The 25203-nt window shown below is 68.1% G+C and carries 29 protein-coding genes; 8 read left to right on the forward strand and 21 right to left on the reverse strand.

Going from position 1 to position 25203, the window contains the following annotated elements; all coding sequences use genetic code 11:
- Window positions 1-125: 125 nt before the first annotated feature.
- The 4 genes from BFN33_RS30450 to BFN33_RS50325 all read left to right on the forward strand — a co-directional run bounded on the left by BFN33_RS30450 (window position 126) and on the right by BFN33_RS50325 (window position 3977).
- Window positions 126-446 carry a hypothetical protein gene (locus tag BFN33_RS30450; protein WP_069763363.1) on the forward strand — a complete coding sequence of 107 codons (321 nt, stop codon included), beginning with the start codon at window positions 126-128 and terminating at the stop codon, window positions 444-446.
- Between the two features lie 54 nt (window positions 447-500).
- Window positions 501-1904, forward strand: coding sequence for a hypothetical protein (locus tag BFN33_RS30455; RefSeq protein ID WP_069763364.1), 1404 nt, complete (start codon window positions 501-503; stop codon window positions 1902-1904).
- An 84-nt stretch (window positions 1905-1988) separates the two neighbouring features.
- Window positions 1989-3311, forward strand: a complete 1323-nt coding sequence (gene mycP, locus BFN33_RS30460) for a type VII secretion-associated serine protease mycosin (protein WP_256122902.1) — start codon at window positions 1989-1991, stop codon at window positions 3309-3311.
- Window positions 3312-3473: 162 nt separating this feature from the next.
- Window positions 3474-3977 carry a hypothetical protein gene (locus tag BFN33_RS50325; protein ID WP_256122903.1) on the forward strand — a complete coding sequence of 168 codons (504 nt, stop codon included), beginning with the start codon at window positions 3474-3476 and terminating at the stop codon, window positions 3975-3977.
- 64 nt (window positions 3978-4041) lie between these two features.
- Here BFN33_RS50325 and BFN33_RS30465 read toward each other — a convergent pair whose 3' ends face one another.
- Together BFN33_RS30465 and BFN33_RS30470 are read right to left on the reverse strand one after the other, a co-directional pair.
- The gene (locus BFN33_RS30465) at window positions 4042-4260 is read right to left on the reverse strand and encodes a DUF397 domain-containing protein (RefSeq protein ID WP_069763365.1); all 219 of its coding nucleotides are present in this window, start codon (window positions 4258-4260) and stop codon (window positions 4042-4044) included.
- Between the two features lie 7 nt (window positions 4261-4267).
- A complete protein-coding gene (locus BFN33_RS30470; RefSeq protein ID WP_069763366.1) occupies window positions 4268-5119 on the reverse strand; it encodes a helix-turn-helix transcriptional regulator in 852 nt (283 codons plus the stop codon).
- A 233-nt stretch (window positions 5120-5352) separates the two neighbouring features.
- Here BFN33_RS30470 and BFN33_RS30475 point away from each other — a divergent pair, with 233 nt between their 5' ends.
- Window positions 5353-5760 (forward strand): ATP-binding protein, encoded by a 408-nt coding sequence (locus tag BFN33_RS30475; RefSeq protein WP_069763367.1) that lies wholly within the window; start codon window positions 5353-5355, stop codon window positions 5758-5760.
- 222 nt (window positions 5761-5982) lie between these two features.
- On the opposite strand, the gene BFN33_RS52730 is transcribed toward BFN33_RS30475, so the two are convergent.
- Genes BFN33_RS52730 through BFN33_RS30485 form a run of 3 tightly spaced genes read right to left on the reverse strand, consistent with a single transcriptional unit; the run spans window position 5983 to window position 9211 of the window.
- Window positions 5983-6543 carry a hypothetical protein gene (locus tag BFN33_RS52730; protein ID WP_141758003.1) on the reverse strand — a complete coding sequence of 187 codons (561 nt, stop codon included), beginning with the start codon at window positions 6541-6543 and terminating at the stop codon, window positions 5983-5985.
- Window positions 6536-8812 carry a DUF6571 family protein gene (locus tag BFN33_RS30480; protein WP_069763368.1) on the reverse strand — a complete coding sequence of 759 codons (2277 nt, stop codon included), beginning with the start codon at window positions 8810-8812 and terminating at the stop codon, window positions 6536-6538. Before BFN33_RS30480 ends, BFN33_RS52730 begins: the two co-directional genes overlap by 8 nt.
- A gap of 60 nt (window positions 8813-8872) precedes the next feature.
- Window positions 8873-9211: a hypothetical protein gene (locus BFN33_RS30485; protein WP_069763369.1), complete on the reverse strand. Its 339-nt coding sequence runs from the start codon at window positions 9209-9211 to the stop codon at window positions 8873-8875.
- A gap of 285 nt (window positions 9212-9496) precedes the next feature.
- On the opposite strand from BFN33_RS30485, the gene BFN33_RS30490 reads away from it, so the two are divergent.
- A complete protein-coding gene (locus BFN33_RS30490) occupies window positions 9497-10729 on the forward strand; it encodes a cytochrome P450 (RefSeq protein ID WP_069763370.1) in 1233 nt (410 codons plus the stop codon).
- A gap of 19 nt (window positions 10730-10748) precedes the next feature.
- On the opposite strand, the gene BFN33_RS30495 is transcribed toward BFN33_RS30490, so the two are convergent.
- The 14 genes from BFN33_RS30495 to BFN33_RS30555 all read right to left on the reverse strand — a co-directional run bounded on the left by BFN33_RS30495 (window position 10749) and on the right by BFN33_RS30555 (window position 21893).
- Window positions 10749-11381, reverse strand: coding sequence for an OmpA family protein (locus tag BFN33_RS30495; RefSeq protein WP_069763371.1), 633 nt, complete (start codon window positions 11379-11381; stop codon window positions 10749-10751).
- A gap of 8 nt (window positions 11382-11389) precedes the next feature.
- On the reverse strand, window positions 11390-11971 hold the full coding sequence (locus BFN33_RS30500) for a hypothetical protein (RefSeq protein ID WP_069763372.1): 582 nt from the start codon (window positions 11969-11971) through the stop codon (window positions 11390-11392).
- 16 nt (window positions 11972-11987) lie between these two features.
- Window positions 11988-12605: a pilus assembly protein TadG-related protein gene (locus tag BFN33_RS30505; RefSeq protein ID WP_079141101.1), complete on the reverse strand. Its 618-nt coding sequence runs from the start codon at window positions 12603-12605 to the stop codon at window positions 11988-11990.
- Window positions 12602-12763 (reverse strand): Flp family type IVb pilin, encoded by a 162-nt coding sequence (locus BFN33_RS53315; protein WP_167368204.1) that lies wholly within the window; start codon window positions 12761-12763, stop codon window positions 12602-12604. The genes BFN33_RS30505 and BFN33_RS53315 overlap by 4 nt, the downstream gene beginning before the upstream one ends.
- Window positions 12764-12875: 112 nt before the next feature.
- Window positions 12876-13670 (reverse strand): response regulator transcription factor, encoded by a 795-nt coding sequence (locus BFN33_RS30510; RefSeq protein WP_069763374.1) that lies wholly within the window; start codon window positions 13668-13670, stop codon window positions 12876-12878.
- A 32-nt stretch (window positions 13671-13702) separates the two neighbouring features.
- On the reverse strand, window positions 13703-15031 hold the full coding sequence (locus tag BFN33_RS30515) for a sensor histidine kinase (RefSeq protein WP_370743331.1): 1329 nt from the start codon (window positions 15029-15031) through the stop codon (window positions 13703-13705).
- Between the two features lie 16 nt (window positions 15032-15047).
- Window positions 15048-15938: a DUF5936 domain-containing protein gene (locus BFN33_RS30520; RefSeq protein WP_069763375.1), complete on the reverse strand. Its 891-nt coding sequence runs from the start codon at window positions 15936-15938 to the stop codon at window positions 15048-15050.
- Window positions 15939-15948: 10 nt separating this feature from the next.
- Window positions 15949-16893: a type II secretion system F family protein gene (locus BFN33_RS30525; RefSeq protein WP_069763376.1), complete on the reverse strand. Its 945-nt coding sequence runs from the start codon at window positions 16891-16893 to the stop codon at window positions 15949-15951.
- An 11-nt stretch (window positions 16894-16904) separates the two neighbouring features.
- Window positions 16905-18242, reverse strand: a complete 1338-nt coding sequence (locus BFN33_RS30530) for a CpaF family protein (RefSeq protein ID WP_069763377.1) — start codon at window positions 18240-18242, stop codon at window positions 16905-16907.
- Window positions 18243-18254: 12 nt separating this feature from the next.
- Window positions 18255-18608, reverse strand: coding sequence for a TadE/TadG family type IV pilus assembly protein (locus BFN33_RS30535; protein WP_069763378.1), 354 nt, complete (start codon window positions 18606-18608; stop codon window positions 18255-18257).
- A 1-nt stretch (window position 18609) separates the two neighbouring features.
- Window positions 18610-18933, reverse strand: a complete 324-nt coding sequence (locus BFN33_RS30540) for a pilus assembly protein (protein WP_256122911.1) — start codon at window positions 18931-18933, stop codon at window positions 18610-18612.
- A 44-nt stretch (window positions 18934-18977) separates the two neighbouring features.
- Complete coding sequence (locus tag BFN33_RS30545; protein WP_069763380.1) at window positions 18978-20228, reverse strand: AAA family ATPase; 1251 nt, start codon at window positions 20226-20228, stop codon at window positions 18978-18980.
- A gap of 9 nt (window positions 20229-20237) precedes the next feature.
- Window positions 20238-20945 (reverse strand): Flp pilus assembly protein CpaB, encoded by a 708-nt coding sequence (cpaB, locus tag BFN33_RS30550; protein WP_069763381.1) that lies wholly within the window; start codon window positions 20943-20945, stop codon window positions 20238-20240.
- A 66-nt stretch (window positions 20946-21011) separates the two neighbouring features.
- The gene (locus tag BFN33_RS30555; RefSeq protein ID WP_069763382.1) at window positions 21012-21893 is read right to left on the reverse strand and encodes a hypothetical protein; all 882 of its coding nucleotides are present in this window, start codon (window positions 21891-21893) and stop codon (window positions 21012-21014) included.
- A gap of 256 nt (window positions 21894-22149) precedes the next feature.
- On the opposite strand from BFN33_RS30555, the gene BFN33_RS30560 reads away from it, so the two are divergent.
- Window positions 22150-23838, forward strand: coding sequence for a chitinase (locus BFN33_RS30560; protein ID WP_069763383.1), 1689 nt, complete (start codon window positions 22150-22152; stop codon window positions 23836-23838).
- A gap of 7 nt (window positions 23839-23845) precedes the next feature.
- Here BFN33_RS30560 and BFN33_RS30565 read toward each other — a convergent pair whose 3' ends face one another.
- Window positions 23846-24163, reverse strand: a complete 318-nt coding sequence (locus BFN33_RS30565) for a hypothetical protein (RefSeq protein ID WP_141758004.1) — start codon at window positions 24161-24163, stop codon at window positions 23846-23848.
- Window positions 24160-24558: a hypothetical protein gene (locus BFN33_RS30570; protein ID WP_069763385.1), complete on the reverse strand. Its 399-nt coding sequence runs from the start codon at window positions 24556-24558 to the stop codon at window positions 24160-24162. The genes BFN33_RS30565 and BFN33_RS30570 overlap by 4 nt, the downstream gene beginning before the upstream one ends.
- 122 nt (window positions 24559-24680) lie before the next feature.
- Here BFN33_RS30570 and BFN33_RS30575 point away from each other — a divergent pair, with 122 nt between their 5' ends.
- Window positions 24681-25187 carry a SigE family RNA polymerase sigma factor gene (locus BFN33_RS30575; protein WP_069763386.1) on the forward strand — a complete coding sequence of 169 codons (507 nt, stop codon included), beginning with the start codon at window positions 24681-24683 and terminating at the stop codon, window positions 25185-25187.
- Window positions 25188-25203 lie beyond the last annotated feature (16 nt).

The following is a 25203-nucleotide window of genomic DNA, read 5'->3' on the forward strand; positions in this document are numbered from 1 at the left end:
TCGTTCTGTCTGTGGTCGCCACTAGAATCGGAGCAGGTCAGACTTGGTGCGTCTGTCACCGGCCGTGACGCGTTCACGACACGAACGACCGTGAGTGACACCACTGGGCAAACGGGGAGCTGGGCATGGCTGAAGAAGTAAGCGTCGATCTCGACGAGCTCGAGAAGACCGTCACCGCGCTGAACCAGGTGCTGAGTGATCTCGGCAAGGCGAACACGGACACGGCGACCAACACGTATCTCCCGGAAGGCGCCCTCGGAACCGGATTCGACGAGGCGCACAAGCTCGCCAACGCCCACAACGAGATGAAGACGTACATCGAGGACGTCGTGAAGTATCTCAACTCGGTCATGGACGAGTTCGGCCGGAAGACGAAGTACACACACGGGGCGTACCAGGACTCGGACTACGCGGCGCAGGCGAGTTTCCCGAACGCGGGACAGTAGCGGTCCATGAGCGCGATGCGGGCTGATGTACGAAGTACCAGGGGGTAAGGGCATATGGCTGAGGGCGACAAGTACATCGACTACGACTACGTCGAGATGAACCGGTGCTTCAACGAGAAGCACTCGACACCCTTCTCCGGCGGCAAGAACATGGACGAGATGCAGGCAATGGTCCGCCACGCCAGACCGGACCTCGTGGAGGGCGTCGTGACGGGCTGGAAGGGCGTCCAGGCTCAACTGACCACGATCCAGCGCGACTTCGAGAAGGAGGTCGCCCGTATCCAGGAACACTGGAAGGGCGCCGCCGCCGACGGATTCGCCGCGAAGGCCAAACAGGTCAGCAAGAGCATCGGCGACACGGCCAAGTACGCCGGGCACACGTCGATCGCCATGGCGAATGCCAGTTACACACTGGGCAAGGTCAAGGACGACGTCCTGGCGATGGAGAAGCCGGGGAGGGTCTCCAGCTTCCTCAATTCTGCGGGCGACGGATTCACCGGCGACGACAGCGGCATGAAGAAGGACATCGCGGCCGGGAGGGGCGCCCAGGAAGTCCTCGACCGCAACCATGACGATCTGTCGGCGGGGCGGGAGGCGCAGCTTGCCATGGCAGCGAAGATGGAGACGTTGGGGGCGTCTTACAATTCGCAGGCAAAAGCGATGGGGTCTTGGAATAGGAAGCCACCGATCGAGGGCGAGAAGGACTACCCCGGCGATCCCGGCGGCATTACACCCACGCCGGTAGCGACTCCGTCGACCACTTCGCCTCGAAGCCCGAGGAAAGCGACAGTAGATACCGCCGGGCACGCCCAGACTGGCACTATTAGCCAGTCGAAGTCGGTGACTCCGCCTTCGGACATCACCGGTGGGGGGCATCAGTCGACGGCGCCGGTACCGAGTGTCGGCACGGCGATTGACGGCATCTCCGGTGGCAACATTGGTACGCCGACGCCCAGTGGCGGGGGCGGCGTCGGTGGTGGATCCGCTGGCGGCGGCATCGGTGGTGGCGCTGGCTTCGTCGGTGGTGGCGCTGGCGTCGTCGGCGGCGTAGCTGGCGCGCGCGGAGCGATGGTCGGCCGACCCGGCGGGGGCGGCATGGCCGGCCGCGCTGGAGCGCGTGCGGGTGCGGGTGCGGGTGCGGGTGCGGCCGGGAGCGCCCGCCCAGGAGGCTCAGCTCGCAACTCGGGTGGCATCAGCGGTGGGACGCCCAAGGCGGGTGTGGGTGCGGGGACAGGCAGAGGGACCGCTGGCGGCTCGGGCCTGCACAACAGCCGCGGTGCCGCGGGCCAAGGAGCCAGCGCTGTCCGCAAGGGCGGAGTCGCGGGTGCACCAAATGGCCGCAACGGTCGCCCCAAGGACGAAGAGCAGTGCGAGCGGGAGCGTCCCGACTATCTGGTCGAGGATGAGGAGACCTGGACCCCGCAGCGTAACGTGGCACCTCGGGTCATCGAGGGGTAAGCGCGACGTGCCGTAGTAGACCGGAAGGTGCGGGGATGCATTCCTCACTCCCATTCCCGCACCAACCTTAGAGAGGACACACGGATGAGGTTCACCCGGGCACTTCGCGCCGCGGGCTGCGTCATGCTGACCGGCGCGCTGCTCTTCGCCGCAGCACCACTGTCAGCGGCAGACCAGGTCAGAGATGACCAATGGGCGTTGAAGGCGCTCAATGCCGAATCCGTGTGGAAGTTCTCCAAGGGACAAGGCGTCACAGTTGCCGTTATCGACGACGGAGTGAACGCCAGTCACGTCGACCTTCAAGGAAATGTCCTTGAAGGCAAGGACTTCATGGACGGGGGTAGCGCGACCCCAGATTCAGGCGATAATCACGGAACGGCAATGGCATCCATCATCGCCGGACATGGACACGGCACGAATAATGGCGTGATCGGCCTGGCGCCCGGGGCGAAGATTCTACCGATCCGGGAGTACGGCACTGACGGACCGGGAACGGACGTTGCCATTCGATACGCCGTTGACCATGGCGCATCTGTGATCAACGTGTCGCAATGCTTTGATTCCACGGATCAGAGCGAGTTGGACAAAACTTCCGACGCTGTAGCCTACGCATTGAGTCACGATGTCCTAGTCGTGGGCGGCGCAGGAAATGATGGCAACTCGTCCACATGCTACCCGGCGGCTTCACCGGGCGCGCTGGGTGTGGGTGCCGTGACGAACAACGGGAAGGTCTGGGAGAAATCTAACTCGGGCCCTCATGTCTCATTGACAGCTCCCGGAACTAACATCGTCTCCGCCAACGGCGCTGGCAATGGATATCACGCAGGAGACGGCACATCGGATGCGACCGCCTACACGTCAGCGGCAGCCGCCCTCCTCCGATCCAAGTTCCCCGACCTGACGGCAGGCCAGATCGCCAACCGCCTAGTAAAGACAGCGGCGCTGCCCGATTCCGAGAAGGGCCTCTCCCTCCCCGACAAGAGCTACGGCTACGGCATCATCCAGCCCCTCGCCGCGCTGAAGGACAACATCCCGGCCGGCTCGAAGTACGGCCCCCTGACTGTCCCAGAGTCCTTGAAGGAGAAATCCGCCGCTCCCGCACTCGGCGCATCCGACGAAGGGCAGGAGAAGACGAACCAGAAGGGCGTGATCATCTGGGCCGTCGTCGGTGTCGTGGGGCTGGCCGTCATCGGGCTGGTCACCCTCCTGATCGTGAAGCGATCCAGGCGCAGCGGGAACAGCAACAACGGACCCGACAGTACTGGCACTTCCGCCGGCTACCCGCAGTACGGCCAGCAGCCCTACCCGCAGCAGAACCCGTACCACCAGCCGGTATCACCCCAGCAGCCTAATCCGTACCAGCAACAGCCCACCCCACCTCAGGGCCAGTGGCCGCCCCAGCAGTAGCCACAGCCGGTCATGCCAATGATTCGGCGACGACGACGTGATCACACCAGCCACAACATGATCGTTTCATTCAGGAGAAATGGTCGAGCGCCATGCCGTCGACCACGGAGCAGCAACCATCGCCCCGTGGCCCCGTGACTTGAGGCGGTCCAGAATGCCCCCATGGCCGAAGAGGAGCACAACGAGGCAGATGCACGCTCGTTCCTGTCATGCGCAGCCGAGGTGGCACGGCTGCTGGACCTCGGGAACGCGGCCAACGTGCCAGAGGCCCGCCGCGCGCGGCATCTGGCCCATGCGACATGCAGACCACTGCTCGAACACGCCAGTCTGCCCGAAGAGTTCTTCGGCCCGTTGATGGCTGCGGCCGTCTATGACCCGGACCCCAGCTTCTGCCGCTGGTTCGTTGAACCAGCCGTTTACGCATTCGGACGCCGCCGGGTCATGAAGGCGCTGCTCGACTATCTACGGACAGGCACGGATGCGGAGCAAGAGGGTGCCGAGCGAGCCTGGTACTGCGCTCATGTGCCGCTCCGAGCGGACCGGTCCGCGGCCTACGCACCCGGCGGAAGTCGCGATCCCGCCATGGATGAGTCCCACGATCTGGTGGACGAGTGGCGGCAAACCCTGAGGCGATCAGCCATGCGACCGGGCTACATCGAAACCTGAGACTGCCTCGTTGTCGCGACCTGTTGGCCGCTCTGCGGCAGTTGCGGGACAAGTCTCAGGTGAATCAGTCCCGGAACCCTGCGAAGGCGGCGACGGCGGAGCGGTCCTTCAGGGCACCGATGAAGGGTGCGAAGACTCCTGTCGGGACCGTGAGCATTGCTCTGGCCGGGGCCTTGGAGTCGCGGATGGATATGCACGTGGGGCGAACCGCGACTTCCACGCAGTCATTGCCCTCACCTCCACCCGAGTAGGACGACTTCTTCCACGGAGTGGGGGTGGTCATGCTGTCCTCACAGTTCCTTGGCCAACTGATGGATGAGGTCGCGTGACTGCTCCGGAGGGAGCGACGCTTCCTTCACCCTAAGGAAGAGCGTTCGAAAATGCTCCAGTTGAGCCTCGGAATCGAGGTAGGCGGTGCCGTGAGGGGCATCGCGCACCACTGTGTCCAGACGGGGCACCGGGCCGCCTACGTGGACCAGGGCACTGCCCGCTCCGGCAAAGTCGTCCAGAGCAAAGGGAATGACCCGAACCGCGACGTGGTCCGCCTCGGACATCTCCAGGATGCGGGCCAGTTGAGCTCGGGTCGCTGTGCAGCCCGCGACTTTGATGCGCAGAGCGGCTTCGTGGATCACCGTCTCGTACGGGATGGGATCGGGGCCTTCGATGACGATCTTCCGCTTCATCCGGTGCCCTACCCGAAGTTCGACCTCACGATCCGGGAACTCGGGGTTCATGTAAGCGAAGAGGGCACGGGCGTAGTCCTCCGTCTGAAAGAGCCCCGGCACGTGCATGACCGCCACATCGTGGCGAAACCTGGCGTGGTGGTCCAGCTCGGCGAGGTCGAGGTAGGCGGCAGGAAGGACACCCCGGTACTCCTCCCACCAGCCGGGCGTCCGGTCAGTCGCCATGGTCACCAGGGCGTCGATCAACTGCGCATCCGAGCAAACGTAGTTGGCGGCGAGGCGACGCAACCGCTCCTCACTCACACCCGATAGCCCCGACTCGATGTGGCTCATCTGGACTGAGTTCACGCCGAGCAGGGCGGCCCCTTCACGGGCACTGAGCCCTGCCGCCTCCCGCATCCTGCGCAGTTCACTCCCCAGGCGCTTCTGCCGGGCCGTCGGTTCGCGTCTCGTCGTCATCGATCGCTCCTCGGTGCAACGCGCCGGTGAGCGCGACTCGTTCGGGTGTCAGGTTACGCGATCACCTTGCACCACCGAAAGATTATCCCCTACCGTCAGTGACGCGACGCACACTCTGCGGATCTGCCGGGACCCGGAAGCGCACCACTCCGTCCTGCCACGACGGCTGCGGCAATGCCACCGCCGGCCACCGCAGCTCCCCGAACCCTTCTTCCACCGAACGGAGTTGCCGCATGCCCGAAAACGCCCCCTGGGAGTACACGCTGTATATCCCGAACGACCCCAGAGCCGTCACCATCAGCCGCCGTACCCTCCGCCTGATCCTGACCATGCACGGCCTGATCCGGCTTGTCGACACCGCCGAACTGCTCGCAGCCGAGTTGATCGCCAACGCCGTACGCCACACGAAGGGACCGGCTGCCCTCAGGGTGCGGTGGTCACCGGGCGTCCTGCGCATCGGAGCGTGGGACGCCGACCCCGAACCTCCCGAGCCTCCAAAGGAGTTCGAACTGCTCGGAGAGGCAGAGCAAGGGAGGGGCTTGGCATTGGTGCGTGCCTGTGCCGACCTGTGGGGGTGGCAGCCGTTGGCGCGGTACGGCAACCGGGGCAAGTACGTGTGGTTCGAACTGGCCGCAGCCTAGCCAGATGAAGGTGCGACATGAGATCGCGTGTGTGGAGTCGACGCTCGCCGACGCCGCCACGGCCGCCACCGCGTGACTCCGCGACGACAGCGCTCCCTTGGCAAGGTTCGCGCCGGGGGGCTGCTGCTGTGAACCTTGCCGGAGTCGACTGTTCCCCTGAAGCCGTCGGCAGAACTGCCGCATGGCGACCGTACTGCGCCACCGGAGTGGTCTACAGGTTGATCAGCATCCGTCCGCTTTCGTAGCTGCGCCGAGGAACGTCCTCATGAACTTGGTGAGCTTCGTTTGAGCTTCCTGCCAGTTATTGGGATTTCCAACACCGACTGTCAGCGCATAGCTTTGAGCTTCCTCACCATCGACATCCGACGGGAGCCCTGAGCAATCCGCTACACCTACGGCATGGCCCCTGTACGTGGCGATGCGACCGGAAGAGGAGACGGTGATCTCTCTTGCTTGACTGCCAGGGACGGTCTTTGCGAGAACATCTCGGGCAGCCAGCTTCTCCTGGTAGCGCTGGTCCGAGAGACTGAGCACGGTGTTTCCGTCCACCAAGTAAGAGCAAGACGACTGGTCTTGGCCATCCGCGAGAGCACCCCCTGTCTGCGTGAGATCCTTCCCAGGAGGGAAGAGCGGTTCAATCACGCTGCGGGTGACTGGAACTCCGCAGAGGCTTTTCGGCAAGTCGTACTTCACCGTCTGCTCGGCTGAACAGCCGGACAGGAGCGCCAGCACCGCCAGAAGTGCCCATGTCGGCCGCTTCGGAATGAGCTGAAGGTCATCCATGGTGCGCGTCCTCCCACTTGGCTCCGGCAGCGTGGCTCTGGAAGGCCTCCCCCGCTACGGCATTTTTGATATCACGCACGGTGTCAGCGTTGTAATTACCGCGCTGTGCCGCCTGCTCGACAGCAGCCTGAGCCGACCGCTGCACCTGAGTGCTGCCGTTGGTGTAGTCCCGGTTTGCCTCGTCCTGTGCCTGAGATGTGGTGTCCCGCTGGATGCTCTCCAACACACTCGACTGGATGTCCTCGATCGCCCAACCTACGACGTCGCCGGCGACGGGGACCTTGATGGCACCTGTGGCCAGGCCCAAGCCGCGGCCAACCCACTTGCTGGTGGTCTCGGCCGACTCATTGAAATCCGCGTCCTTCTCGCGGTGGGTTGAGAAGATCGCGTCCGCGCGGGCCTCGCTCATAATGCCGGCGATGGTGGCACCGGGGCGGACGGCGCTGGATGCCCTCTCTTCGACGGACACAGTGGAGTCCGTTTTGCCGTTCATGGCCCGGTCGACCTCAGCCGTGGTGTACGCCTGTTGCGATGCTGTGATCGCCGCATAAGCATCGGGATCCTGACCGACCTGGGAGAGGAACGCCTCGGTGTGCGCAGGGTCGAGCTGTGCGGGAGTACCGAAGACCGGCAGGCTCTCCTGACTGGACACGGCGCGCTGAACGTCGCCCATGTACTCCGCAGCGATGTTGCCCAAGCTGTCACGCGTGGCCTCGTAAGGAGCTCCGTCTTTGCCGTTGAGGAGTTCGGGGCCTCCCTCACCACCGAACTTGTCCACGATCTGGCGTGCCAGGGCAGCCTGGGCGTCCGAATGCAGGACGGAATCAGCGTTGGGGTCACCATCCCAGGAGCGGCCAGTAGTGGCGGCTTCGAGGGCGTGCCCCAGGGAGTCCGGGAAGTCGTTCATGGACTTCTCCGCGGCGTCGGGGTCGTGGCCGGTGATGTCGGGGAAGGATTCGTAGTCCTTGTTGACGAGGTAGTCCAGGTAGTTGGTCGAACCGTCGACGTCGAGGGTCTCCTGCGGCTTGCCCTTCGGGGAACCGTCCTCTGCGTACTCCTGCATCGGTGGCGAAAAGTAGTCCGTCGCCGCCTGCGGGCTGTGGCCCAACGCCTCCAGGACGCTGTTCATGGGGTCGTAGCCCGCGCCGTTCTTGCCCGAGGGGTTGAAGCCGTACCCAGGGTCTCCGAAGTCGGACTTCGTTCCGGCGAAGAAGTCCGGGTCCTTGGCGTGGAGTTGGGTGACGTGCTCTGCGATGGGGGTGAGGAAGGAGGAGTCGTAGTTGCCGTAGCGGAGGATGCCGCCGAGGAGCTGGTAGCCGTAGGGGCCCTCGCGCATGCTGTCCGGGTACAGCGCGATGTGCTGGGTCCCGAGTTTGCGCAGGTCGGCGGTCCACTGCTCGTCCAGGTGCGGGGTCTTGCCCGGGTTGGTGGCGGTGGCCAGGTTGTTGCCCATGTTGCGCTGCAACTCCTGGAGCAGCGCCTTGCGTTCGTCGCCGGCGTCGGCGGTCTGGAGGGCCAGCCGGCCGTAGAGCTGGAGGGTGCCCTTCTGGCCGAGCTGCTGGTAGAAGCTGGTGGAGAACTCCGGGTCGCGCTGGTTGGACTTCAGCAGATGGTTGAGCTGCGTGAGTTCGGTGTCGGTGAGTTTGTCGCCCTTCCTCATCAGCTCGGCCGCGTGCGTGGCGTCGGCGGAATCGAGGGACGTGACGACCTTGGAGTTGAAGTTGTCCGTGTAGCCGCCGAGGTCGCGGCGCAGGGCCCAGCAGGCGGTCTCGTCGGCGTCGGCGGCCTGCTGGAGGACGGCTTCGATACGGCGGGCGAAGGCGTCGCAGGCCTGTTGCTGTTTGCGGATGAGCGCTTGGCCGTCGGGGTCGTGGTGGGCCCACGTCTGCTGGTTGGCGTCGTTGCGCGGGGTGACGACACCCGTGGCGCTGATGTGCAGCTCCTGCTTCGGGGCCTCTACGTCAGCGAGGTGGCTGAGGTCGCCCTTGGCTTTCGTCAAAGCGCCGTGGAGTGAGGCGAGGACGCCGGCGATGCCCTCCGCCTCCTTCTGGGCGTCCGCGAACTCCTGGTGGGCGGCGCGGACATCGCCGTCCGCCTTGGCCGCCGTCAGAACGGGCTGGTGCCAGCCGGCCTGCTTGAAGGGCGCCGCGACCTCGTCGCCGTACGCGGTGTGCAGTCCCTTGAACTTGGCGGCCGTTTCCCTCCAGCGGTCGGCGGCGGCCTTCAGGTTGCTGAGGTTCAGGTGATAGAGCTGCTCGTACGTCGGCATGGCTGCGGTGGGTCCCCGTGTGTGGTGATCGCGGTGGGCGGTGGCGCGCTCGGGCCGGGTTCAGCCGAAAGGTGACGGCTTGCCGGACAGGGAGCGCATGGTCTGCGTGTTCGCCGTCTCCGTGCTCTGGTAGAGCAGGCCCGAGCCGCCGCACTGGCGAGCGAGGCCGTCGCACTGGGAGGCGAGTGCCGAGACCTGACTCGACCAGGTCTCCGCCAGGCCGCTCAGTGCTCCGCCGAGTCCGCCGTCCCAGTTGCCGCTGCCGAAGTCCTTGGCTGCCGAGCGGGTCTCGTCCACCGGGTGGGCGCCGGTGGTTCGCGTGCGTCCCGCCATTTCCTGCGCGCCGGTGCCCGCGCGGTTCAGTGCCGCCGGATCCTCGATGTCCGTGCCGCCCGACATGCCGTATCCCCCGTGTTCGCTTCGGCCCTGGTGGTGCGGGGCTTTCGATCCGTTACGCGAATCAGTCAGTGATGCGTGTGCAAAAAAATATCACCGTGGCGGGCCGCGTCTTCGGGCCTTCGGACGGATTCCGGCCGTGACGACACAGAGGCCTACGACACCCTTGTCGCCGTGAGCCACCTGCCCTGATCCGGCCAATCAGCCACCCGTCAGCTGTCTGACGGGGAGTTGTCAGGCTCGCAGGGTTCGATGTCCTCGGCTTCCTTCCCCCCACCGAGGAGTGTCATGACCCACGCGCCTGTCCACACGCAGGACGAGGCTGTTCCCGACTTCCCGATGGCCCGGGCGGCCGGGTGTCCGTTCGCCCCGCCCCCGGCGCTGATGAAACTGCACGCCGAGGAGCCGGTCTCCAGGGTTCGGCTGTGGGACGGCAGCGTGCACTGGCTCGTCACCCGGTACGAGGACCAGAGGGCCCTGTACGGCGACCGGCGCCTCAGCGTCGACACCACCCGGCCGGGTTTCCCCTACCTCAACGAGGCCTTCCGGGAGACCGCCGCCAAGAACCCGCCGTCCTTCCTCAACATGGACGACCCCGACCACGCGCGCATCCGCCGGATGGTCACCGGTGCGTTCGCCGTCAAACGTATCGAGGCCATGCGCCCGGCCGTTCAGCGGATGACCGACGACCTGATCGACCGGATGCTGGCCGGGCCCAAGCCGGTCGACCTGGTCGAGGCGCTCACGCTCCCCCTGCCGTCGCTGGTGATCTGCGAACTGCTCGGAGTCCCCTACGAGGACCACGACTTCTTCCAGGCCAACAGCAAGGTGGGGCTCCGCCGGGACGTGACCGCCGAAGCGGTTCGGGCCGCCTTCGGCGAGATCTACCAGTATCTGAGCGGGCAGATCGACGCGAAACTCGCCGACCCTGCGGACGACATGCTCTCCGAGCTGGCCGCCCGGGTGCGCACCGGTGATCTCACCCACCACGACGCCACCATGCTGAGTGTCCTGCTGCTCGGTGCCGGGCACGAGACCAGCGCCAACATGCTCGCCCTGGGCATCCTCGCGTTCCTGGAACACCCCGACCAGCTCGCCGTCGTCCGCGACACCGACGACCCGAAGGTCCTGGCGTCCGCCGCGGACGAGTTGCTGCGCTATCTGACCGTCGTCCACAACGGCCAGCGCCGCCTCGCCCTGGAGGACCTGGAGATCGGCGGCCGGTCCGTCCGGGCCGGCGAAGGCGTCATCCTGCCGGGCGCCACCGGCAACTGGCAGGCCGACGTCTTCCCCGACCCCGAACGGCTCGACGTCCGCCGCGACGCCCGTCGCCACATGGCCTTCGGCTTCGGCATCCACCAGTGCCTGGGGCAGCCCCTGGCCCGCCTGGAACTCCAGGTCGTCTACCACACCGTCTTCCGCCGCATCCCCACCCTGCGCCGCGCCACCGACCTCGACGAGATCCCGTTCAAGGACGACGGCATCGTCTACGGCGTCTACGAGCTGCCGGTGACCTGGTGAGCCCCACCATCCCGGTCGGTCAGTTCTCCCCTCGGGGGAAGGAGACCTCGACTCGGCGGTTCTTCTTGCGGCCCGACTCCGTCGAGTTGGAGGCGATCGGATAGTCCTCGGAGTAGCCGCGGACCTCGTAGGTGATGCCCGAGTCCTTCAACTCCTGGTCGAGGACGTCCTGTACGGCGTTGGCGCGCTGCCGGGACAGGGTGCGGCCGTGGGCGTAGCTGCCGAGGTTGTCGGTGAAGCCGAAGACGCGGATCCGGGTGGCGTGCTGGTTCTTGATCTCCGCCGCGATCGCGGAGATACGTGCCTTCGCCTCGCCGTTCAGCTTCGAACTGTCCTTGCCGAACAGGACCTCCGCCTGGAGCGCGAACTTCACGTCCGCGTTGGTGTCCTCGCGCCGTTCGTCTCCGCTCTGGTCCTCGACGACCTGCTTGATGTCCAGGACCTTCGGTTCGGCGAGGGTGGCGCCTTCCGGGAGCTTCAGATCCGGGTCGTTGGGGTCCACCTCGACGGGTGCGGTGGCGGAGGGTTCGGTGCCCGGGGGAACGCTGGGGCCACCGTCGTCGGCCTGCGCCGGGGTGAGAGTCAGGGCCGCCATGAGCGAGGCGACGGTGATGGCCAGGGCGAGGCGGGGTGGGGTTCGGGTGGCGGTCATGGTAGGCGTCATCCGGAGATCTGGATGGGGGCGGAGGCGAAGGTGGGGAGTTGGAAGGTGACGTCGGTCGTGCTGGTCGGGGGGGCCGGGAACTGGACGAAGACGGCCAGGGATTCGCCGGGTTGCAGCGATGAGAAGCCCGTCGTCGTCAGTGGTCGGCCGTCCGTGTCGCGCAGCACGTAGTAGCGCTTCTTCGACGTGGCGTCCACCAGGGTCGCGCCCCCGAGCGACATGCCGTGCCGGAGGATCTCCGTCTCGTCTCCACGGACCGCGGGGGGAATGGTGATGCGCTTGGAGCCGTCGTTCTTCAGGTTGCCGTTCACCGTGACGAAGCCGCCGGCGTCACGAGTGGCCGAGGTGATCTGGAGCAGCAGTCCGCTCGAGCCCTTCAGCTCCGCGATCGGCTCATCGGACTCGCCTTCCTGCGTACTCGGGTCGGACCCGCCCGTGCGGGAGGCCGACGCCGACGTGTCCGGTTTCTTGCCGTCGTCCCCTCCACCGCTGCAACCGGCCACACCGACGGCCAGTCCGGCCGCGATCGTCAACGCGACCATCCCCCTGCGGGCCTTCGCCGTGAACCGAATGCTCATCACTCCGCTTCCTTCGTCACTCGTCGTTCGCTTGTGCCAGATGGACGTCGAAGAGGTCCTCGGGTCCGGGCAGATCCGTGAGGTCGTCCGGGTCCAGGGTCCACACGACACCGCCCTCGCAGGTGAGCTCCGGCAGCACGTCCGCGTCCGCGCCTTCGCCAGGCGGTTTGAAGTCGCAGATCGGTTCGATGACCGCCTCGGCGACCTCGGTCGACTGCTTGCCCTCGACTCCGGGGACTATGGAATCACCGACGGTCTTGTTCGTCCTGACCTCGACCCGGTAGCCCGGGTACAGCCCCTGTACCGACTGGCAGGAGAGGCGGGTGGCGTCATTCTGCGCGGCCAGTTGGTCGGCCCGCTCGCACCCGTTGAAGTCAACTCCCACGCCGTCGAAGATGTCCCGCCACTTGGTGGGATCGAGAATGTCCTCCACCCACTTGTCGGTGATCTCGTCCCGGGTGTCCAGGGCCGCTGCCAGCGCCGCCGCGTCGGCCGCCGTCTGGGCGCCGTTCCTGTTCGCCGCAGCCTGGCCCACCGCGAGGTAGGCGAACGCGAGAAAGAGCAGGCCCGCCACCACCATGATGTAGATGGGGAAAGCCTGCCCTGCGTCGTCGTGTCTACGAGGCCCGTTCAGCCGCTGATGACTTCGTTGACCTTGTCCACGATCGCGGTGTAGATCGTGTTGCCGATATCCGTCCCCGTGATCGCCAGCACAATCGCCACCACCACCGCGATGATGCCCAGGTACTCGACCGCGGTCTGACCCTTGTCGTCGTTGAACCGGTTGCTCATTGCGGGCCCCTTCGGCGTCGTCGCTGTCGACAACCGGAACGTAGACCTGCGGATACCGATCGGCGCAGGGCCCCTGGGCCCAAATCCGGGCCCAACCTCGCAGCGGCACGGCTCACCCCACCCCTCGGCCCGAACCCGGCGCCGTGCCCAGCCACTTCGCGGCGGCCTCGGAGCGGCTCGCGCTGTGGAGCTTGGCGAAGATGCGGTTGATGTGGTTCTTGACCGTCTTCTCGCTGATGAAGCAGGCGGCGGCGATCTGCTGGTTGTTCATGCCGGATGCGATGAGGTTCATGATCTCCGCCTCCCTCGCGCTGAGTTGGAAACGCGACCTGTCCGATGACAACTGTCCCACAGGCGATTGCAGTTGCGAAAGCCCTTTAGGGGGAAACCCCATTGGAGCCACCGGGAGATGGGGATTTACGTGTGCATTCGCATCGCGTAGCTGGGTCAGCAGTGCGCTCGCCGCCGTGGGTGTGAGGTGGGTGCGGCCCTCCACGGTGTCCCGGACGGCCAGCACGAGCTGGTCCGCGGTGAACTCGCCGTGGACGAGGTAACCGTCGGCTCCCCTGCGCAATGCCTCCTGGACGGTCTCCGGCTCTCCGCTGTACGTCAGCATCAGCACCGGGGCGATCGGCACGAGGTACGGCAGCGCCGAGATCCCGTCGACGCCCGGCATGCGGAGGTCCAGGAGGATCACGTCGGGGCGGTGCCGGCTCGCGGCCTCGTACGCCTCGCGGCCGTCCGCCGCCTCCGCCACGACCGTGATGTCCTCGCGGCCCGTGAGGAGGGCGGTGAGGCCCGCTCGGACCACCGGGTTGTCGTCGGCGACGACGATCCGGACGGGGGTGGGCGGGGCCGTCGGGAACAGCGCGATCGGTGGGGTGGGGTGCTGGGGGTCGTCCGGCATGTCGCGGCCTCCTCTCGTGGTGGGGCGGGGGGTCATCGGTCCGCCCGTGGGAGTGACAAGGGCAGTTCCAGGAGTACTTCGGTGCCCTTCGCGTCCGCGCCCTCGCCGATGCGGATACGGGCGCCCACCGACTCGGCGCGTTCCATCATGCCGACCAGGCCGAAGTGGCCGGAGCGGCGGAGTTCGTCGAGGGTGGTGTCCGGGGGGAGGCCGCGGCCGTCGTCCTGGACGCTGATGCTGAGCAGTTCGTGGTCGGGGTCCACGTCCGCGGTGACGTCGATGCGCGTGGCATCGGCGTGCCGGTGGGCGTTCTCCATCGCCTCCTCGGTGATGGTGAGGAGTTGGCGGGCCACGGGGTGCGGGACGGCGAGCGCGGGGTGGGGGTGGGTGGGGGGCCGGTAGGTCGCCCGGAGGGTCGTACGGGCGCTGAAGTTCCTTGTGCGGGCGGCCAGTTCCTTGAGTACGTCCGTGGTGGGGGCCTGGTCCCGGCGCAGGTCTGTCAGGAGTTCGCGGGATTCTGTTGCCGCTCTGCGGGCCGCTCGGGCCACCAGACCGGCCTGTCGTTCCAGCAGGGCCGGGTCCGGGGCGGGGGCGGCCGCCGATGTCGCCAGGCCTTCGGCCGCCAGGGCCACGCCATGGAGGGTCTTCGCCACCGAGTCGTGCATCTCCCGTGCCAGACGGGCCCGTTCCTCGCTGATCGCCTCCGCCACCGCCAGGCGGGCCTTCATCGCGGTGAGGGCCTGGGTCGCCGTGCCGAAGCGCAGCAGGAGGTTGCGCAGGGTGGAGCCGACCGCGCCCGTGATCACGCAGAAGCCCGGCAGGAGAAGGATGTCGGCGGGCGTGGTGTTCGAGTGCGGGAGGGCTGTCTGGGCCAGGAGCAGGATCAGGGACTGCAGGGACGCGAAGACCGCGGCGCCTCGCCAGCTGTAGGCGATACCGGCGAGGAGAGGGGTACAGACGCTGACGTAGGCGAGCGTGGTGTCGGGGCCCGCGGAGATCAGGAGGAGGCTCGCGAAGAGGGTGTCCGCGGCGAGCAGGGTGGGGTGGCGCAGGAGGAGGGGGCCGAAGCGTTCCCAGTCCCTGAACAGGGCGTACGACACCATGAAGGTGACGACGACCGCCGCGCCGACCAGGCGGGTGCCGAGGCCGGGGTTGGCGTTGAGGAGGGCGGCGGGGGCGGCGAGGGCGATCATGGCCAGCCGGAAGCCGAAGACCTGGCGGCACATGGCCTGCAGGGCGTTGACCTGGATGTCCAGTGCGGGTGTGTCGGGGGCCCCCACCCGGCCTTCGCCCGGAGCGCCGTCGGCGGCCACGCCGCGCCCCCGCCCACGCCCCCACCCCGTCCTGCGCACACCCGTCATCGACATCGCCCGGCCCCTACTTCCCCGTGATCGTGCCGAAGTCGGTGCCCGAGCCGAGCAGCAGCCCCGCGGCCAGCAGAAGCATCGTGGCCGGGACCATGAAGGTGGTGATCATCATGGTGGCCTTGGGGACCGCGCGGGCGGCCTTGCGGCGGGCGTTCTGGGCGTCCGTCCGGCGCATGTCCTTGGCCAGGGAGACCAGGGTGTCCACGATGGGCGCGCCCAGTTCCTCGCCCTGCTGCAGTGCCGTCACGAACATCGCGACCTGTTCGGAGTCGTTGCGGCGGCGCAGCTCCGCAAAGGCCTGGCGGCGGCTCATGCCCAGGTCCATCTGGCGGAGCGTGATGCGCAGTTCGTCGGCCCAGGGGCCCTCGTACTTGGAGGCCACGCGGTCCAGCGCCTGGCGGAAGCCCAGGCCGGCGCTCACCACCACCGCGAGCACGTCCAGGAAGTCGGGGAGCGTGCGCTCGATGACGTCCTTCCTGACCCGGATCGCCGACCAGATGCCGACCTCCGTCCAGAACGCCCCGAAGGCCAGCAGGAGCAGGGCCACCAGGATCTGGCCGCGGAGAAGGAACACGAGGAAACCCAGGCCGCCGAGGAAGCCGTAGACCGCCCTGCGGGCCGCGTAGCGATGGATGGTCAGACCGCCGGGGTTGCCCGCGAGGTCGATCCTGCGGCGGTACTTGGCGACCTGTTTGGGGCCCATCAGACGCAGGACGGCGGGGGCGTAGCGCATGCCCATGCGGTCGATCAGGGAGTCCACCGCGCCGGTGCGGGTCGATCCGACCTCCAGTGCCAGCACCAGGTCGCTCGGCAGTTTCGCCTCCGCCCGGTACATCCGGATCCCGGCGAAGACGCCCCACACGCTCACGGCCATCAACAGGGCCAGTCCGATACCGATCATGGCCACCCCCTCAGACGTCGATCCGGGACAGGCGGCGGATCAGTATGAATCCGACCGCGTAGAGGGCGAATGCGATGATCACCGCCCCTTGGCCGAGCGGTGAGCCCGTCATGCGTTCCAGCGCGCCGTCCTTGACGCCGTTCATCAGGAACAGCGAGCCGATGCCCAGGACCGGGACGGCGTACGACGTCATGTTCACCTGGGAGAGCTGGGTGCGGACCTCGCGCCGGGTCTCCTTGCGCTCCTCCAGCGTCTCGGTCAGGTTCCGCAGGGCGCTGACCACCTGGCCGCCCGCCCGGCTCGACAGCACCAGGGTCGTCACCAGGACCACCAGCTCCCGGGACGGCAGCCGCTTCGCCATCTCGTCCAGCGCGTCCTCCATCGACACGCCCACCGCCAACTGGTTGGCCACCTTCGCCAGTTCCTCCCCCGCCGGTGCCTCCAGCTCCTCCGCCGCCATGCCGATCGCGGTGCGCAGGGCGAGGCCCGCGTGGGTGGCGTTGGCCAGGATGCGGGCCAGTTCGGGGAGTTGGTTGATGAACTTCTCGATGCGCTTCTGCCGCTGCCAGTTGAGGAACTGCACCGCCGCCCACACGCCCGCCAGACCGGCCAGCGGGCCGAAGAAGGGCGCCAGGGTCGCCTGGCCGACCAGCCACAGGCCTCCGACGAGCCCGATCATCGCGGCGAAGAACTCACCCGGTGTCACGTCAAGGCCGGTCGCCGCCAGCCGGAGTTCCAGCTGCCTGCCGAACCGGGTGCGGCGCAGCCGGCGGTCCAGGTCGCGGAAGTGCCGGCGGCGGCCGGTGTACGACACCTGGCTCGCCGCCGACAACCGGTCGACCAGCGCCGCCCGCTGGGCCCGCCCCCTGGCGTAGAAGTGGACGCCCACGACGGCGAGCGCGCAGGTCACCAGGGTGGCGCCGATGGTGAGCGTGACTAGGGTCTGGAGGTCCATGGGGGTGGGTCCTACCTGGCTTCTCGGATGGCCAACTGGTTCGCGGACTGGGCCACGCCGAAGGCCTGGGGGGTGGGCTGGCTCGCCATGTAGAGGCGGTCGACGGCACGGCGCGGAAGCGGGAAGTACTCGAACCGGCCGTAGATCCGGCCGTCCGCCGCCATGGGCTGGGCGTCGAAGCGGGCCACCGTGGCCAGCCGGTACGGCTCGCTGCCGTGGCTGTCGAGCAGGGCGATCTCGGTGATCCGGCGGGCGCCGTCGGCGAACCGGGTGAGCTGGATGATCACGTCGACCGCGCTGTTGATCTGGTCGTGCAGCGCCTCGAAGGGGATCTCCACCTCCGACATCGACGCCAGGGTCTTCAGCCGCATCAGCGCGTCCTCCGCGCTGTTGGCGTGGACGGTGGCGAGGGAGCCGTCGTGGCCCGTCGACATCGCCTGGAGCATGTCGAGGGACTCACCGCCGCGGACCTCGCCGACCACGATCCGGTCGGGGCGCATGCGCAGCGAGTTGCGGACCAGGTCGCGGATGGTGACCCGGCCCTGGCCCTCCACGTTCGGCGGGCGCGACTCGAGGCGGACCACGTGCCGTTGCTGGAGCTGGAGTTCGGCGGAGTCCTCGATGGTGATGATCCGGTCGCCCTCGGGGATGAGCCCGGACAGCGCGTTGAGCAGGGTCGTCTTTCCCGTGCCCGTCGCGCCCGACACGATGATGTTGAAGCGTGCCTGCACCAGGCCCGCCAGCAGGTACAGCATGTTCTCGTCGAGCGAGCCGAATCCGACCAGTTCCTGCAGCGTGTAGGAGCGGGGGAAGCGGCGGATCGTGAGGATCGCGCCGGTCAGGGAGAGCGGCGGGATGATGACGTTCACCCGCTCGCCGGACGGGAGGCGCGCGTCGACCATCGGGTTCGTCTCGTCCACGCGCCGGTTGACCGTGGAGACTATTCGCTCGATGGTCTGCATCAGCTGGTCGTGGGACGGGAAGCGCAGCGGCAACTGCTCGACGCGGCCGGCGCGTTCGACGAAGATCGAGTCCGGACCGTTGACCATGATCTCGGTGATGGAGGCGTCTTCGAGCAGTGGTTCCAGGATGCCGAGGCCGAGCGCTTCGTCGACCACCCGCCGGATGAGCTGCGAGCGTTCGACCGTCGACAGGACGGGTCCCTCACGGCTGATGATGTGCCCGAGCACCCGCTCCAGACGGGCCCGTCGCTCGGCGGCCGCCAGCGAACTCATCTCCGCGAGGTCGATCTCCTCCAGGAGCTTGGCCCGGTAGGAGGCGACGAGGTGGCCGTCCTCGCCCCGGCTGCCGTTCTCCTCGGGGGTGTTGATGCGGGACCGCAGACTCATGAGGTACCTCGTTCAGTGGTCGAGCGGCATGGTGGCGGTCTTGACGGCTGGATCGAAGTCCCAGCCGGGGACGATCGACGGGATCTGGACGGTGGCGGTGACGGTGACCGAGTCGCCGCCGCCGCCCTCGGCGCAGTCGACGGACAGCCAGTCGCTGATCGCGTTCACACAGCCGTCCTGCGCGCTCAGGTCCAGCGAGGCGGCCCGCGCCCCGGCCCTGGCCGCCGTACCGGCCTGCTGGGCGGTGTAGGCGATGAGCCCGATCTGGACGCCCGCCATGGCGACGAGGATCAGGATCGGGATGAAGCCCAGGTACTCGAGGGCCACCTGGCCGCGGTCGCGAGGGCTTTTCCGGGAGTACGACATCTCAGTCCTTGTCCTCCTCCACGGCGCCCGCGTGTCCGTCGACCTGGAAGGGGAATGCGATCGAGCCCGGGAAGAGGACGGGGACGCGCAGGTGCACATCGGCCGTGACGTAGCCGCCGCCGGTGGCGCAGTCCACCTGGCCGGTCCAGGCGCCGGGCAGCTTGTCCAGTCCCGCCTGCTCGCACGCGGCCTCCCGCTCCCCCGGCGGCGCCGCCGTCGCGGCCCGTACCGCCTCGTCCGCAGCATTCCCCGCGAGCGTGTACGTGTATCCCAGGAGCACGAACTGCCACAGCAACACGAGCGTGATCAGGATCAGCGGGGTCATCCCGAGGAACTCGACGGTCACCTGTCCCTCGTCCCGCCGCTCGCTCACCTCCCGAGCTCCTTGCGCCGCCGGAAGGTCAGAGCGCCGCGCTCCCGGCCGCCGTTGCGATGGGAGTTCGCCTCCGAGCCCTTGACGAGGCCCAGTTCACCGGCGAGCGTCCACAGGGCCTGCTTCACCGTGCCCTTGGCGTCGAGTTCGTGGACCCGGCCCGCGTCCACCGCGCCCTGGAGCTCCTTGAAGTTCGCCGGGATCACGGTCGCCGCGACGCCGGTACCGGTGATCTTCTGGATGAGCGCGGGCTGGATCTCCGTACCGCGGCTGTGCCGGTTGACGACGACGGTGGTCTCCTCGGCCTTGCGGACCTGGAGGCGGTCCCACATGCGCACGGCACGCTTGGCGCCGCGGACCGCGACCACGTCGGGCGTGGTGACCAGCAGGGCCGTGTCGGCCATCTCCACGACCGCCGCGCCCGCCCCGCTGAGCTGTGCCCCGCAGTCGACCACGACGACCTCGTAGCGGGAGCGCAGTGCGCTCACGATCTGGCGGGCGGCGCGCTCGGTGACCTCCTCGCCGCGTTCGCCCTCGCCGGGGGCGAGCAGCAGCGCGAGGCCCGTGTCGTGGGAGAAGACGGCGTCGGCGAGGACGCGTGGGGAGATGTCGGTGATGGTGGCGAGGTCGGCGACCGAGCGGCGGAACTGGACGTCCAGATAGGAGGCGACGTCACCGGTCTGCAGGTCCATGTCGAGCAGGGCGGTGGTGCGGCCGGAGGCCTGGGCGGCGAGGGCGAGCTGGATGGCGGTCGTGGTGGCGCCGACGCCGCCCTTCGCGCCGCTGACCGTGACGACGGTGCCGCCGACGCCGGTGAACACGTCGGTGGCGGCGCCGAGGTGCCGTCGTACGCCCACCGACCACTGGGCGACCGCGTGCACCCGGGTGGCGAGCTCCTCGTAGCCGAGCGGGAGGGAGATCAGACCGCGGGCGCCGTAGTCCATGGCGGCCTGGAAGAGGCCTGGGCCGACGTCGGAGGTGACGAGGATGACGCCGACGGCCGGGAAGCGCAGGGCGACCTCACGGATCAGCTCCAGGGCCGGGACGGGCCCGATCCGCTCGTGCACCACGACGACCTCGGGCAGCTCGTCGATGGACTCGGACGCCAGGCGTGCGAGGGTGTCGATGAGCTGGGTGGAGTCGGTCACCGGGACGACCGGCTCGGCGTCCGGGAGCTGGCTGAGCAGGGTGGTGAGGGAGCGGACCGCGTCCGCGTCGCCGACGGCCGGAAGGATCCTCGTGGGCATGGCGGCCTCTCACTTGTCCTTCGCGAGTTCGTACGTGCGCTCCCGCTCGGGCACGGTCCCGGTCTCGCCCGGCGCGACCAGCGCGAGCCGGACCCGCTTGGCGAACGACTCGGCGTACGTGATGCGCTGGGCGTCGAGGGCGGAGAGGGCGAAGGTGATGGGGCGGGCCTCGGTCGCCGCGCGGGTGCGGTCGTCGGCGTCCGGCTGGAGCGGGGTGAGGTCGCCGACATCGAGGACCCGCGCGTTCGTCACGATGATCTTGGACTGGTCGGGATCACCCTCCTTCTGCCCTTCGAAGGTGGCGTACACGTTGACCGCGGAGCCCGGCGTGATCTTGCCGGCGACGCCGGTCGCCGCGTCGATCATGATGGCGACCTCCTGCTGCCCGGGCTGCAGAGCGGGCTGATCGACGATCATGTCGCTCTGCAGCAGGGAGCCCTTCTTCAGGGTCGTCACGGCGATCTTGTCGCGGACGGCGGCGAGGTCGGTGATCGCGTTGGCCGACAGCCAGCGCTTGGGCATCTCGGTCTTCTCGAACTGCGCCGCGGTGAGCCGGGTGTAGGGCTCGATGTCCTTCTTGACCTCGTACGCCGTGACCTCGGGGCCGACCTTGGACTTCGCGTCGTCGATGACGGAGAGCACGCCGGCGAAGGCCGCGAGGGCGCCCAGGACCGACAGGAGCAGGAGTATCACGCCGCGGCGCTGACGGGAGTTCATGAACCGTACAACCTCGTTGGGGGGCTCGGTCGAGCGGAATCGGGGACGGGGGCGATCCGGTACGGCTCACCCGGCGGGCAGTTGGTGCTGTCGCTGCTGTGGAACGGGTGTCACGGGAGCGGTGGCCGAACAGAACACACAGCGGTCACCGATGACGTCGATACCGCACCAGTGACAGATGTTCTGCCGTACCGAGGTGACCAGTTGGTAAAGGACGGACAGGTCGGGCAGGAAGCTGCAGAACTCGATCAGCTTGCCGGTGCCCCACCACTCGGCGGACTCCGCGGGCAGCGGGCTCTCGCGCAGCCCCTGGATCCGCCAGGACTTGGCCAGCGTCCCGGAGACCCAGTCGGACTGGAGCTGACCGCGGGCGACCAGCATCGAGGTGGCGAACTCCGGGCCGGCGAGCGTGGCGTCCGGCGCGATCCTGACGAGCTGCGGCTGGGGATGGGCGAGCACGGCGAACTGGCTGCCCGGCACCCAGGACTTGGCGTGCGACTTCAGGCCTACGGGGACCCGGTCGAGCTTGGCCACCGAACCGAGGAGCGCGCCCGCGTGGATGTAGTGGGTGAGCAGCCGGCCGGCCGAGGCGAGGACGCCGGGACTGAGGTCGCAGGAGGCGAGCTGTCTCAACTGGCGGGCGAGGACGGCGACCCCGAGGGGTGGCAGTTCGGGCTGGAACAGGGCGATCCGGTCGCTCTCCAGGAGGGACCGCACGGTGCGCAGCCGCTGGCCCACCGCCGGGGGCACGGCACGGGAGTACACGACGATGACGTGACCGTGCTGGTCGATCAGCGTCTGGAGGGCGGCGAGCGAGTGGTCGAGCGGCTGCCGGCCGAGGCCGTCGAGCACGACGGCGGGCAGGGTCCGTTCGTCCTGCGCCGGCAGCGCCATGTCGGCACCGGTCACGGCGATGGCAGTTGGCACGCGCAGCTCCCCGTATCCCATGCCCGTGGGTCCGACGGATCACTCCGGCGCACCCGGTCGACTTCACTGCGTGACTACCTGAGCACTGTAACCACGGCTCTATGGCCGGAGAACAGCGATTCTGTGACTTCCTGGCCTGCGCGAGGGATCAAAAGCGGGCGATTACTGCCCAGATGGGGCGCACTTGCCACGTGCGCGGGCCGGAGAAAGGCCGGTTGCGTACCCATCACTGACGACATCCTTGACAGCGGGATTGGTCTGGACCAACTCTCTTGTCATGCCCATACTCAACAGAAAACGGCTCTGGACAACAACCGTCACTCTGGCCCTCGCCCTCGCCCTCGGAGTCGCGGGCCCCGCGTCCGCCGCGGACGTCAACAACGTCAAGAACGCCGGCTTCGAGTCCGGCCTGACCAACTGGACCTGCTCGGCGAGCAGCGGCACGACCGTCTCCTCCCCCGTGCACGGCGGCTCGGCCGCGCTGAAGGCGACGCCGGCCGGACAGGACAACGCCCAGTGCGTCCAGACGGTGGCCGTCAAGCCGAACGCCACGTACACCCTGAGCGCCTGGGTGCAGGGCGGCTACGCCTACCTCGGCGCGACCGGCACCGGCACGACGGACGTGTCGACCTGGACCCCCGACACCGCGTCCTGGAAGCAGCTGACGACCACCTTCACGACGGGCGCCTCGACGACCTCGGTGACGGTGTACACGCACGGCTGGTACGGACAGGCCGCGTACCTCGCGGACGACGTGTCGGTGTACGGCCCGGACGGGGGCGGCGGGGGCGATCCCACCCCCACCGTCCCGGCGGCGCCGGCCGGTCTGGCGGTCTCCGGCACGTCCTCGTCGTCCGTCTCCCTGTCCTGGAACGCGGTGTCGGGCGCGACGGGCTACAACGTCTACCGGAACGGTACGAAGGTCACGGCGGTGACCGGGGCCTCGGCGACCGTGGCCGGGCTGGCCGCGTCGACCTCGTACAGCTTCCAGGTCACGGCGGTGAACTCGGCGGGTGAGTCCGTGAAGTCGGGCGCGGTGACGGGGACGACGACGGCTTCCCAGGGCAACGGGGGCGGCGCGCTGCCGAAGCACGCGGTGACCGGGTACTGGCAGAACTTCAACAACGGGGCGACGGTCCAGAAGCTGTCGGCCGTGCAGTCGCAGTACGACATCATCGCGGTCGCGTTCGCGGACGCGACCGCGACTCCGGGTGCCGTGACCTTCAACCTCGACTCGGCCGGGCTCGGCGGGTACACGGTCGACCAGTTCAAGGCGGACATCAAGGCGAAGCAGGCGGCCGGGAAGAAGGTCGTGGTCTCCGTGGGCGGCCAGAACGGCACGGTCTCGGTGAGCGACCCGACGTCGGCGGCGAACTTCGCGAACTCGGTGTACGCGCTGATGCAGACGTACGGCTTCGACGGGGTCGACATCGATCTGGAGAACGGGCTCAACGCCACCTATATGTCACAGGCGTTGCGATCGCTGTCGGCGAAGGCGGGGTCGGGTCTGGTCCTCACGATGGCGCCCCAGACCATCGACATGCAGTCGACGTCCAACGCGTACTTCCAGACCGCGCTGAACGTGAAGGACATCCTCACGGTCGTCAACATGCAGTACTACAACAGCGGTTCGATGCTGGGCTGCGACGGCAAGGTCTACTCGCAGGGCTCGGTGGACTTCCTGACCGCCCTGGCGTGCATCCAGCTGGAGGGCGGACTGTCGCCGTCCCAGGTGGGGTTGGGCCTGCCGGCGTCCACGAGCGGGGCGGGCAGCGGCTATGTCTCGCCCTCCGTGGTGAACAACGCGCTGGACTGTCTGACGAAGGGCACGGGTTGCGGTTCCTTCAAGCCGTCGAAGACCTACCCGGACCTGCGCGGCGCCATGACCTGGTCGACGAACTGGGACGCGGCGGCGGGCAACGCGTGGTCCAACACGGTGGGACCGCACGTGCACGGGTTGTCGTAGCCGTCGGTCAGGACGCGGCCGGGTTGTCGCCCTGGACGACCGCCATGACTTCCCGGCCCGTCTGCCCGATCGTCGGCAGCAGCTCCCGCGCACCCGTGCCGCGGAGCGTGACCAGGGCGGAGTGCCCGGGGTCGACCGTGGGGTCCGGGCGGTGGTAGCGCACGATGCTCGTCACCGCCAGATCGATCGGCGCGCGTGTGTCGCGGACCAGCGAGAAGCGGGCGCCCAGGCGGACGGGGCCGCTGAGGCAGCGCACGACGACCGTCACCTCCGTCGCCGTTGCGCTCCGCACCTCATGGATCTGGAGCTCCGCGGCCACCGTCACGCCAGTGGCCGGTAGTACCCGAGGACCGGTGCCAGCTGGGCGAACCACCGGCCCAGGGTGTCCCGGCTCTTGGCGTCGACGACGCACTCGTAGAAGCGGCTGTCGAGGTGGATGACGGCCACCATCAGGGTCTTGCCGTTCGGGCCCGCCTTGTAGTGGACGCTGCGGATCTCGTGCCAGGGGAACTCGGCGGAGTGGCCGTGGTCCTCGAAGGCGACGCCCACGGAGTCGACGACGACGGAGTTGTGGCGGTCGACAGCCATGAACTCCGGGCCCCCGGGCGCCTCCTGGGGTGGCTGAGGGGCGAAGGCCGACGGGGGCGGTGGCGGGCCGAACCCCTGCGGGGCGCCGTACGGGTGGGGCTGGTTGCCGTAGGGCGGTGGCGGGGTGGTCATCGGTATCCGTCCCCTGGCGTCGCGGACTGCTTCCAGTTCATGTGAAACATTCTCCCCACCTCACAGCGTCAGTGAAGTGAGGACCTCTTCCAAGGCCGGGCGCACAGCACCAGGGGGATCACATGAGACAGGCCCGCGCGGACGAGTACGCGGAGTTCGCCGCTGCCCGGGCCGGCCACCTGTACCGGTCGGCGTGTCTGCTGACCGCGGGTGACACTCATCTCGCGGAGGACCTGGTGCAGGAAGCGCTCGGGCGGATCTACGTCCGCTGGAACCGGATCTCCGTCGTCGGCAACCCCGCGGCGTATGCGCAGACCGTCCTGGTCCGGGTGTTCCTGACCCATCAGCGCCGCCGCAGTAGCAGAGAGCGCGCGACCGACGTCCTGCCGGAGACGGCCGCCGCCGGTGTCGACACGCCCCTGCGGCTGACGCTGCTCGACGCCCTCGCACGGCTGCCCGCCAAGGACCGGGCCGTGGTCGTCCTGCGCTACTGGGAGGACCGCTCCATCGAGGAGACCGCAGGTGTCCTGAACGCCAGCGCGGCAGCCGTCCGCACGCGCTGCACCCGAGCCCTCAAGCAGCTGCGAGGGCTCCTCGGCGAGGACATCGGCGCCTACGCCCGGCCCTGACCGCCCCCTGACTTCC

The organism is Streptomyces sp. LUP47B (assembly GCF_001746295.1).
Classification (GTDB): Bacteria; Actinomycetota; Actinomycetes; order Streptomycetales; family Streptomycetaceae; genus Streptomyces.

Excerpts from the sequence above, each read along its gene's own strand:
- BFN33_RS30450 (WP_069763363.1), top strand. The coding sequence starts at position 126 with ATGGCTGAAGAAGTAAGCGTCGATCTCGACGAGCTCGAGAAGACCGTC.
- BFN33_RS30455 (WP_069763364.1), top strand. The coding sequence starts at position 501 with ATGGCTGAGGGCGACAAGTACATCGACTACGACTACGTCGAGATGAAC.
- mycP (WP_256122902.1), top strand. The coding sequence starts at position 1,989 with ATGAGGTTCACCCGGGCACTTCGCGCCGCGGGCTGCGTCATGCTGACC.
- BFN33_RS50325 (WP_256122903.1), top strand. The coding sequence starts at position 3,474 with ATGGCCGAAGAGGAGCACAACGAGGCAGATGCACGCTCGTTCCTGTCA.
- BFN33_RS30465 (WP_069763365.1), bottom strand. The coding sequence starts at position 4,260 with ATGACCACCCCCACTCCGTGGAAGAAGTCGTCCTACTCGGGTGGAGGT.
- BFN33_RS30470 (WP_069763366.1), bottom strand. The coding sequence starts at position 5,119 with ATGACGACGAGACGCGAACCGACGGCCCGGCAGAAGCGCCTGGGGAGT.
- BFN33_RS30475 (WP_069763367.1), top strand. The coding sequence starts at position 5,353 with ATGCCCGAAAACGCCCCCTGGGAGTACACGCTGTATATCCCGAACGAC.
- BFN33_RS52730 (WP_141758003.1), bottom strand. The coding sequence starts at position 6,543 with ATGGATGACCTTCAGCTCATTCCGAAGCGGCCGACATGGGCACTTCTG.
- BFN33_RS30480 (WP_069763368.1), bottom strand. The coding sequence starts at position 8,812 with ATGCCGACGTACGAGCAGCTCTATCACCTGAACCTCAGCAACCTGAAG.
- BFN33_RS30485 (WP_069763369.1), bottom strand. The coding sequence starts at position 9,211 with ATGTCGGGCGGCACGGACATCGAGGATCCGGCGGCACTGAACCGCGCG.
- BFN33_RS30490 (WP_069763370.1), top strand. The coding sequence starts at position 9,497 with ATGACCCACGCGCCTGTCCACACGCAGGACGAGGCTGTTCCCGACTTC.
- BFN33_RS30495 (WP_069763371.1), bottom strand. The coding sequence starts at position 11,381 with ATGACCGCCACCCGAACCCCACCCCGCCTCGCCCTGGCCATCACCGTC.
- BFN33_RS30500 (WP_069763372.1), bottom strand. The coding sequence starts at position 11,971 with ATGAGCATTCGGTTCACGGCGAAGGCCCGCAGGGGGATGGTCGCGTTG.
- BFN33_RS53315 (WP_167368204.1), bottom strand. The coding sequence starts at position 12,763 with ATGAGCAACCGGTTCAACGACGACAAGGGTCAGACCGCGGTCGAGTAC.
- BFN33_RS30510 (WP_069763374.1), bottom strand. The coding sequence starts at position 13,670 with ATGCCGGACGACCCCCAGCACCCCACCCCACCGATCGCGCTGTTCCCG.
- BFN33_RS30515 (WP_370743331.1), bottom strand. The coding sequence starts at position 15,031 with ATGACGGGTGTGCGCAGGACGGGGTGGGGGCGTGGGCGGGGGCGCGGC.
- BFN33_RS30520 (WP_069763375.1), bottom strand. The coding sequence starts at position 15,938 with ATGATCGGTATCGGACTGGCCCTGTTGATGGCCGTGAGCGTGTGGGGC.
- BFN33_RS30525 (WP_069763376.1), bottom strand. The coding sequence starts at position 16,893 with ATGGACCTCCAGACCCTAGTCACGCTCACCATCGGCGCCACCCTGGTG.
- BFN33_RS30530 (WP_069763377.1), bottom strand. The coding sequence starts at position 18,242 with ATGAGTCTGCGGTCCCGCATCAACACCCCCGAGGAGAACGGCAGCCGG.
- BFN33_RS30535 (WP_069763378.1), bottom strand. The coding sequence starts at position 18,608 with ATGTCGTACTCCCGGAAAAGCCCTCGCGACCGCGGCCAGGTGGCCCTC.
- BFN33_RS30540 (WP_256122911.1), bottom strand. The coding sequence starts at position 18,933 with ATGACCCCGCTGATCCTGATCACGCTCGTGTTGCTGTGGCAGTTCGTG.
- BFN33_RS30545 (WP_069763380.1), bottom strand. The coding sequence starts at position 20,228 with ATGCCCACGAGGATCCTTCCGGCCGTCGGCGACGCGGACGCGGTCCGC.
- cpaB (WP_069763381.1), bottom strand. The coding sequence starts at position 20,945 with ATGAACTCCCGTCAGCGCCGCGGCGTGATACTCCTGCTCCTGTCGGTC.
- BFN33_RS30555 (WP_069763382.1), bottom strand. The coding sequence starts at position 21,893 with ATGGGATACGGGGAGCTGCGCGTGCCAACTGCCATCGCCGTGACCGGT.
- BFN33_RS30560 (WP_069763383.1), top strand. The coding sequence starts at position 22,150 with ATGCCCATACTCAACAGAAAACGGCTCTGGACAACAACCGTCACTCTG.
- BFN33_RS30570 (WP_069763385.1), bottom strand. The coding sequence starts at position 24,558 with ATGACCACCCCGCCACCGCCCTACGGCAACCAGCCCCACCCGTACGGC.
- BFN33_RS30575 (WP_069763386.1), top strand. The coding sequence starts at position 24,681 with ATGAGACAGGCCCGCGCGGACGAGTACGCGGAGTTCGCCGCTGCCCGG.